Here is a 7429-nt window from a genome sequence, read left to right on the forward strand (position 1 = left end):
CGACGTCTTCGAGCGCGGCATCGCTGCACTGTACAAATCCGGCGCCGTAGACAAGATTTTCGACCGCTACCGCCGTGAATACGGCACCACCCGCGAGTTCTTCCGTCCTCTCGACTGCCAATTTCTAGCGGCCAAACCGCGCGGCTGCGCAGGGGACACTGGCAAGCCAAGTTGAATTGGGTATAATGCTGCCTCCAAGGAAGCGTGGCCGAGTGGTTGAAGGCAGCAGTCTTGAAAACTGCCGACGGTTAATCCCGTTCGTGAGTTCGAATCTCACCGCTTCCGCCAGAACAGCGCCTGCGCGCCGCTTACACCATTTGTCGGGCCGGCATATTGAGAAATCTCAATAAATCCCTCCGACTGTCCGAATGTCGGATCTGACCCCGAATTTAATTCAGGGTCATGTAAATGCCACCGATGGTCCAGGCCATCATTAGAGAAATCAGCCACAGCCGGCCCCAGTATTGATAGTGAATATCGCTGGGATCGCCGCGCCGGTATCGCACCTTCACCATGTCGCCGACGTAGTGCATGAACTGATCGGAAATTTCGCTGGAGTCGTATTCTTCGGGTCCTACCGCGTAGCGAAGGGTCAGGTAAATTGTCCGGTTGGCGTAGCCGTCCAGGTCGGGACGTTCGACGATGCGTACCTTGATGACTTTTGCGTGAACGGTGTCGCTGACAAAATAGAAGAAGCTGGCCTTCAGCAGCAGATAGATAATCAACGCCAACCAGGCTAGTAGAGCGGCGAGAGCGCAGTAGAGTAACTTTTTGTGGTTGCTCATGTGTACTGATTGTACCTGCTTAGTGCCCTCCTTGATGCAAGTTGTTGCACTGTGACAATCGGAGAGACTGTTCGCTTATCGGCGCGATCATAATGGGTCACCTTTCAGTTTTATTTGAGCCCGCGATTCGCGGGCTTTTTCTTTTTTGATAGTATGCGGTCGCATGAGAGCTCATCTGACCTTGTGCGTCACCCTTGCGATATGCCAGCCTGCCTTGGCGGGCGAGCAGTTCCGTGTTCAATCCGCGCCGGGCATTACGCTGGCGGTGTCCGAAGTTGGGCAGCATCATGGACGGCGGCCGATCTTGCTGGTGCATGGCGCGCGCGTGGGCGCGATCGGGTCGTTTGATTTGCCGGTGACGGGTGGCTCGCTGGCGGCGGATCTGGCTGCGCGGGGCTTCGATGTTTATCTGCTGGATGTGCGTGGATATGGCGCGTCCAGCAGGCCGGCTGCGATGGATGCGCCGCCGGAGGGCAAGGCTGCGCTGGTGCGGTCCAATGAGGCGGTTGAGGATGTCGATGCGGCGGTGGACTTTGTTCGTCAGCGCAGCGGCGGTGCGAAGGTGGCCTTGTTTGGATGGGCGACGGGCGGGCAATGGGCGGGGCATTATGCGAGCCTGCATTCCGCAAAGCTCAGCGCGCTCATCGTGCTGAATAGCCTGTATCGCGGCAGCAGTCCACACGCGATGATCGGACCTGGCTCAAGCCTTGACGATAAGGCGCATCCTGGGCGCTTTGATACAGCGGCCTGCGGCGCTTATCGCTTTAATGACGGCGCGTCGGTACTGCGTCCATGGGATGCAACGCTCGGCGATGCGAAGAATACCGCGCGCGACCCGAAAGTCGCGGCAGCTTATGTGGAGGCGGCGTTGTCGAGTGATCCGGGCAGCAGCTCGCGCGAGCCACGCAGCTTCCGGTCGCCATGCGGCGCGATGGAAGACAGCTTTTATTTGGCGAGCGGCAGGCAGCTTTGGGACGCGTCGCTGATTACTGCGCCTGTCCTGGCAATCGCCGGCGAGAAGGATTTCTGGTCACGTCCGGAAGACATGCGCAATCTCGAAGCGGACCTTGTGCATGCTGCCTCCGTGCGCATGGTGCGCATTCCCGGCGCAACGCACTTCCTCCACCTGGAGCGCCCGGAGCGAGGCCGCGCGCAATTGATTGAAGAGGTGGACGCGTTTGTGTCCAAGGCAAAATAGATGGCCGAAATTACGAATCAGCTTCCTTCGACTTCTTTACTGGGTTTGCTGCGCGGCGCATTACGGGCGCGCAGTGGGCAGGCCGATGAGGCGGCAATGAGCGCCAGTTATCGCGTCGCGAGCGTTGATGCGGCACAGATGCGGGCGTGTCGGGAGTTGCTGGGATTGTCTGACGAACGTACGCCGGTCGCTTTCCATTATTTGATTGCGCAGCGTGCTCATCTGGCGGCGATGGTGGGGCGGACGTTTCCGTTCAAGCTGGCGGGGATGATCCATGTCGAGAACAGGATCGTCGAGCTCGCGCCGTTGGACATGGACTTAGAGATTGTCGTTCACAATACCTTGCGCATTGAACCGCCGACGCCGGCTGGTGCGCGGTTTTGTGTGTTCGATACGCTGGCCGAGCAGCGCGGGGTGCCGGTGTTTCGTTGCGAGAGCCGCTATCTGGCGGTACGTGGAGAGAAGCGCGGCAGCGCCAAGGCCGCGACGGTGGCGCAGGCCCATGCGGAAGTCGGGCGCTGGGAGCTCAGCGCAGATGCCGGCCGCAGGTATGCGCGTGTGTCGGGCGACTGGAACCCGATTCATTTGTGGGCATGGTCGGCGCGCTTGTTCGGACTGGAGCGGCCGATCATTCATGGCATGCAGACCATCGGCAAGGCTTGCGCGCTGCTGGAGGCTGCGGCGGGCCAGCGCGTGAGGTCGATCTCGGCCCGATTTCTGGCGCCAATTGCGCTGGGTAGCGAGGTCAGGCTGGAGGCGGATTGGCGCGAGGCCCGGTTCTACATCCACGCAGGCGATAGGCTGGCCGTCGAGGGCACGTTCGAAATTGACACTCAAGCAAGGATTGATGTGCTGTAGAATTGGCCGATGCAATTCCAGGAGAACAGGGAATGAAGCCAATTCTGTTTGCGCTGCCGGGCAATGAGCGGCTGGCGCAGCGCCTTGCGCAGGAGCTCGATTGGGAGCTGGGCAGTGCAACCATCCGCCGCTTTCCGGACGGGGAATCGTATGTGCGCCTGCTGTCCGAAGTCCAGGGCCGTGAAGTGATCTTCGCCGGCAGCCTGGACCGTCCCGACGAGAAGTTCATGACTCTCTACATCGCGGCCAGCCTGGCGCGCGAACAGGGCGCCAGGCGCATCGGCCTGGTGGCGCCGTATCTAGCGTACATGCGCCAGGATTCGGCCTTCAACAAAGGCGAGGGACAGACTTCCGTCCAGTTCGGCAAGCTGCTGTCCTCCTTTATCGACTGGATCGTTACCGTCGATCCCCACTTGCACCGCCACCACGATCTGGCCGAGTGCTACAGCATTCCAACCAGGATCGTGCGTGCTGCGCCCGCGATTGCCGACTGGCTGAAGCAAAATATCCAGCGTCCGCTGATCATCGGTCCGGATGCGGAAAGCGAACAGTGGGCGGGCGAGGTGGCCAGACTTGCGGGCGCCCCCTGCATAGTGCTGGAAAAGATCCGGCGCGGCGACCGCGACGTGTCGGTCTCGGTGCCGGACACGGACAAGTGGCGCGACCACACGCCCGTGCTTGTTGACGATATCGCATCGACCGCCCGCACCATGATGAGCGCCGCAAGCCATATCCTGAACGCCGGCCTGGCAAAACCGGTGTGCATCGCGGTGCATGCAGTCTTTGCGGACAATGCGCATGCCGAGTTGCGCGATATGGGCGTGGGCGAAATCGTCAGCTGCAACACGATTACCCATGCGAGCAACCGGATCGACCTGCTGCCCGCCCTTGCCCCTGTCGTAGCGGCGATGATAAATTAAGGCGATGCTGAACTGGATTAGATATCACTACCGCCGTTTGCGTCTTCCCTCAGCGTTCCGCTCCTGGGAAAGCGCACGCCGTGCCGAGTACGAGGCTTATGGCGAACAGAAGTTTTCCACCACGCGGCTGGAAGCGAAGCTGTTGGCCGCCACCAAGGCGCTGGAAGAGAAGGCCCATCGCCGCTTTGGCATCTTGATGAGCAAGGCGCAGCTGGAGGAAATGTCCCTGGAAAAGCAGGCTGCGGCGTTCCGCGCCCAGCTGGATAGCTTTGATCGGCCGTTCAAGGAAGAGTTCCTGACGCTGGAAGCTGAGATGAGCCTGTTGTCCGAGCGCCGCCGCCAAGCTTACGCTGCCAAGAACGCCGCGGAGATCGAGCAGGTCAATGGTGAAATCGCGCAGCTGCAGCGCCGCATCAACGCCGTCCGCTCGGATATGGCCGTGCTGGCCGATCTGCGCAAGCAGGGCATCACGCCCGAAAAACTGCGCCGCAACCTGAAGCGCTGCGAAATGCGCACCCTGGAGCTGGAAGATGAACAGGCGCGGCTGAAACGGGAACGCGCCGAGTTCACGCATTTTTCACCCGACGCGGACGAGATCAAGGCGATCGAGCAGGAAATCGCCCTGATGCAGCGCAAGCATCGCGACTACCTGAGCGCGTTCGACGCACCCGCCGAACGCCGCCGCCGCGAGCGCGAGCATGAGGAAGCCTGGCTGAACGGCACGCTCTAAGCTGCGCTGATTGCACATCTTTTAATCTGCATCAAGTGTAACGAGCGGCCCCATGCGTCCTCGCTGCCTATACTTGGAATGTCGCAGACTTCCGGGGGGAGGGCAAATCATGCGCAACGATCCTTTGATCGCCAGCATTGGCGGACTGCTGCAGAAATTCAAACGCTTCGAGACACGCATGCGGCAGCTTGGTCTGCCGCTTTTTCTTGCGCAGTTGCCGACCTGGGTCTTATGCCTCAACTACTGCATGATGATGGAGGGGAAGACGGCCCGCATTACACGCATCTCGCGCCGCATTCAACGCTGGCTGGGCTCGGTGCGCGAGTTGTCCAATCATGAGAAGGCACGCACGGAGCTGATCGACATCGACCGCGGCATGCGGGACGATATCGAAGCGACCAAGCGCACCTTGCTGCAATTGCGCGAGCTGTGCGTGAACATCGGTACGCTGTTTGGCAACATCGGCTTTACCTCGAAGATCCTGGACCGCACTCAGCGGGCTTTCTTGAAGGTGGTTGATCTGTCCTGCGAAACGGCGACCACGCTGCAGGGCGCGCTGGAGGCGCATGACGATCGCGCCTTGTCGATTCTGCGCCAGCAGCAGGCGGTGCAGCTGGCGGCAGAAGCCAGCGCGGCCGCTCATGCGGCGCGCGCTGTGGAAGCGCTTTAGAAGCCTTCCAGTACGATCTTGCCGCGCGCGGTATTGCTTTCGATGAGGGCATGCGCGCGTTTCAGGTTTTCGGCATTGATCTTGCCGAAGCGTTCACCTACCGTGGTCTTCAGCACGCCGCTGTCCACCAGCTGGGACACGTCATTCAGCAGCGCGTACTGCTTTTGCATATCGTCGGTCTGGAACATGGAGCGGGTGAACATCAGTTCCCAGTGCAGGGAAATGCTCTTGCGCTTCAGCAGACGCACGTCGATGTGTTCGATATCGTCGATCAGGGCCAGCTTGCCTTGCGGCGCGATCAGCTCGACCAGCGCGGTGAAGTGCTTGTCGGTCTGATTCAAGCTGGCCACATAATCGACAGGCGGCAATCCCGCGCGCTTCAGTTCCTCATTCAGCGGCTTGGTATGGTCGAGTACGTGATGCGCACCCAAAGTCTTCACCCACTCCACGGTTTCGGGACGCGATGCGGTAGCGATCACGGTCAGGCCCGTCAACTGGCGTGCCAGCTGGACCAGGATGGAGCCCACGCCACCCGCTGCGCCGGTGACCAGGATCGATTTGCCGCTCACGCCTTTGTCGCGCGAGACTTCCAGGCGGTCGAACAGCATTTCCCAGGCCGTGATGGCGGTCAGGGGCAGGGCGGCAGCATCAACGAAGGACRGATTGCGCGGCTTGTGGCCCACGATGCGCTCATCCACCAGATGCAGTTCGCTATTGGTGCCGGGGCGGGTGAGGTCGCCTGCATACCAGACCTCATCACCCGGTTTGAACAGGGTGACGTCCGGACCGACGGCCTTCAYGATGCCCGTAGCGTCCCAGCCCAGCACTTTCAGATCGCCTTCGGCCGGAGCCACATTGCGGCGAATCTTGGTGTCGACTGGATTAACCGAGATGGCTTTGACTTCGACCAGCAAGTCGCGGCCGCTGGCAACCGGCGCCGGCAGTTCGACGTCGACCAGGGCCTTGGCGTCGGTGATGGGCAGGGAGGCGTGATAGGCAACTGCTTTCATTTTGTTTTCCTCGTAAAAAGTTATCGATGGCGCTATCTTCATTTATCGCGGAGCGAAGAAAAAGACTAGAATCACCGAAACACTTTCAATGAAACGAAGAAAATGCTGCGTTTTGACGACCTCTCCGTGTTCGTGAGCACGGCCGATCATGGCAGCCTGTCGGCCGCCGCCCGGATACTGGATATTTCACCGGCGATGGCCAGCGCAGCCCTGAAGCGGCTGGAAGGTGAGCTGAAGCTGCGCCTGTTCGCCCGCACCACGCGCTCGCTGCGCCTGACCGATGAGGGGGAACATTATCTGCGCCACGCGCGGGAAGCGCTGCGCTTGCTGAAGGAGGGCCACGAAACCCTGATCGGCAAGGATGCCTTCTCCGGCACGCTGAAAATATCTTTCCCGTCTGATGTGGGCCGCAATGTGATCCTACCCTGGCTGGATAAGTTCCAGGCCCAGTATCCCGGCGTCAGCTACCAGATCAATGTGAGCGACCGCCGGGCCGATATGACCCGCCTGCCGGTAGATCTGGCGATCCGCTACGGCAAACTGGAAGACTCAAGTCTGGTAGCCATGCCCATTACGGCGGACAACCGGCGGGTGCTGGTTGCCTCGCCGGAATACGTTCGTCAGCACGGCAGGCTGAATACTTTAGACGATTTGCGGCGGCATAACTGCCTCCGTTTTGCGCTGGAAGACATGATTTACGACCGCTGGGCCTTCGCGCCACAGAACGRCGAAGCGTCTGTGGTGCAGGTGAGCGGCAATCGATGGACCAACGATTCCGACCTGGTACGGCGCTGGGCCGTGGCCGGTTTGGGCATCGCCTACAAATCACGCCTGGACATGACCGCCGACCTGAAGGCCGGGCGCTTGCAGGTGCTGCTGCCAGAAATAGCGGGTGAAGAGGTGCCGCTACAGCTGGTTTGTCAGCACCGCTCGCAGGTCACGCCCATCGTGATTCAGTTGCGCGACTTCTTGCGCGCGCAGGTGGAGCAGATGTGAGTAAACTGGATCGGCGCCGGATCAGCGGGCTTTCGACAGAATCAGCAGCCAGCGGCCGAACAGCAGAACTTCAACATGGCCCGGCTGCACGCCGGTGTCGCATTCGATAATCGGGTTCACCGCATAGAAGCGCTTGCGGAAGTCACGGCACACCAGCATCTCGCGCTTGCCAAAGCGAACCAGGAAAGACATCGGGGCATATTCGAGACCGAAACGAGAGTCGAAAGTGCTTTGCAGAGTAGTCATGACAAGTCCTTTGCGA

The 7429-nt window shown here is 60.4% G+C and carries 9 protein-coding genes and 1 tRNA gene; 7 read left to right on the forward strand and 3 right to left on the reverse strand.

Going from position 1 to position 7429, the window contains the following annotated elements; genetic code table 11:
• Window positions 1-198: 198 nt before the first annotated feature.
• Window positions 199-288: transfer RNA gene (locus tag AB4Z11_RS17100), tRNA-Ser, on the forward strand.
• Between the two features lie 101 nt (window positions 289-389).
• On the opposite strand, the gene AB4Z11_RS17105 is transcribed toward AB4Z11_RS17100, so the two are convergent.
• Window positions 390-785: a hypothetical protein gene (locus AB4Z11_RS17105; protein ID WP_442026441.1), complete on the reverse strand. Its 396-nt coding sequence runs from the start codon at window positions 783-785 to the stop codon at window positions 390-392.
• A gap of 163 nt (window positions 786-948) precedes the next feature.
• Here AB4Z11_RS17105 and AB4Z11_RS17110 point away from each other — a divergent pair, with 163 nt between their 5' ends.
• From AB4Z11_RS17110 to AB4Z11_RS17130, 5 genes are all read left to right on the forward strand, one after another.
• Complete coding sequence (locus AB4Z11_RS17110) at window positions 949-1983, forward strand: alpha/beta fold hydrolase (protein WP_442026442.1); 1035 nt, start codon at window positions 949-951, stop codon at window positions 1981-1983.
• Window positions 1984-2841 carry a MaoC/PaaZ C-terminal domain-containing protein gene (locus AB4Z11_RS17115; RefSeq protein WP_442026443.1) on the forward strand — a complete coding sequence of 286 codons (858 nt, stop codon included), beginning with the start codon at window positions 1984-1986 and terminating at the stop codon, window positions 2839-2841.
• A gap of 32 nt (window positions 2842-2873) precedes the next feature.
• Entirely contained in the window at window positions 2874-3761 is an 888-nt protein-coding gene (locus tag AB4Z11_RS17120) for a ribose-phosphate pyrophosphokinase (RefSeq protein ID WP_442026444.1), read from the forward strand.
• A gap of 4 nt (window positions 3762-3765) precedes the next feature.
• The gene (locus tag AB4Z11_RS17125; protein ID WP_442026445.1) at window positions 3766-4491 is read left to right on the forward strand and encodes a hypothetical protein; all 726 of its coding nucleotides are present in this window, start codon (window positions 3766-3768) and stop codon (window positions 4489-4491) included.
• Window positions 4492-4600: 109 nt separating this feature from the next.
• Complete coding sequence (locus AB4Z11_RS17130) at window positions 4601-5161, forward strand: hypothetical protein (RefSeq protein WP_442026446.1); 561 nt, start codon at window positions 4601-4603, stop codon at window positions 5159-5161.
• Here AB4Z11_RS17130 and AB4Z11_RS17135 read toward each other — a convergent pair.
• Entirely contained in the window at window positions 5158-6171 is a 1014-nt protein-coding gene (locus tag AB4Z11_RS17135; protein ID WP_442026447.1) for a zinc-binding alcohol dehydrogenase family protein, read from the reverse strand. The genes AB4Z11_RS17130 and AB4Z11_RS17135 overlap by 4 nt on opposite strands.
• Before the next feature lie 102 nt (window positions 6172-6273).
• Here AB4Z11_RS17135 and AB4Z11_RS17140 point away from each other — a divergent pair, with 102 nt between their 5' ends.
• On the forward strand, window positions 6274-7167 hold the full coding sequence (locus AB4Z11_RS17140) for a LysR family transcriptional regulator (RefSeq protein WP_442026448.1): 894 nt from the start codon (window positions 6274-6276) through the stop codon (window positions 7165-7167).
• Window positions 7168-7188: 21 nt separating this feature from the next.
• Here the strand turns inward: AB4Z11_RS17140 and AB4Z11_RS17145 are convergent, their stop codons facing one another.
• Window positions 7189-7413 carry a hypothetical protein gene (locus AB4Z11_RS17145; RefSeq protein ID WP_442026449.1) on the reverse strand — a complete coding sequence of 75 codons (225 nt, stop codon included), beginning with the start codon at window positions 7411-7413 and terminating at the stop codon, window positions 7189-7191.
• Window positions 7414-7429: the final 16 nt, after the last annotated feature.

It is taken from the genome of Pseudoduganella sp. RAF53_2 (assembly GCF_052113985.1).
Taxonomy (GTDB): Bacteria; Pseudomonadota; Gammaproteobacteria; order Burkholderiales; family Burkholderiaceae_D; genus Rugamonas.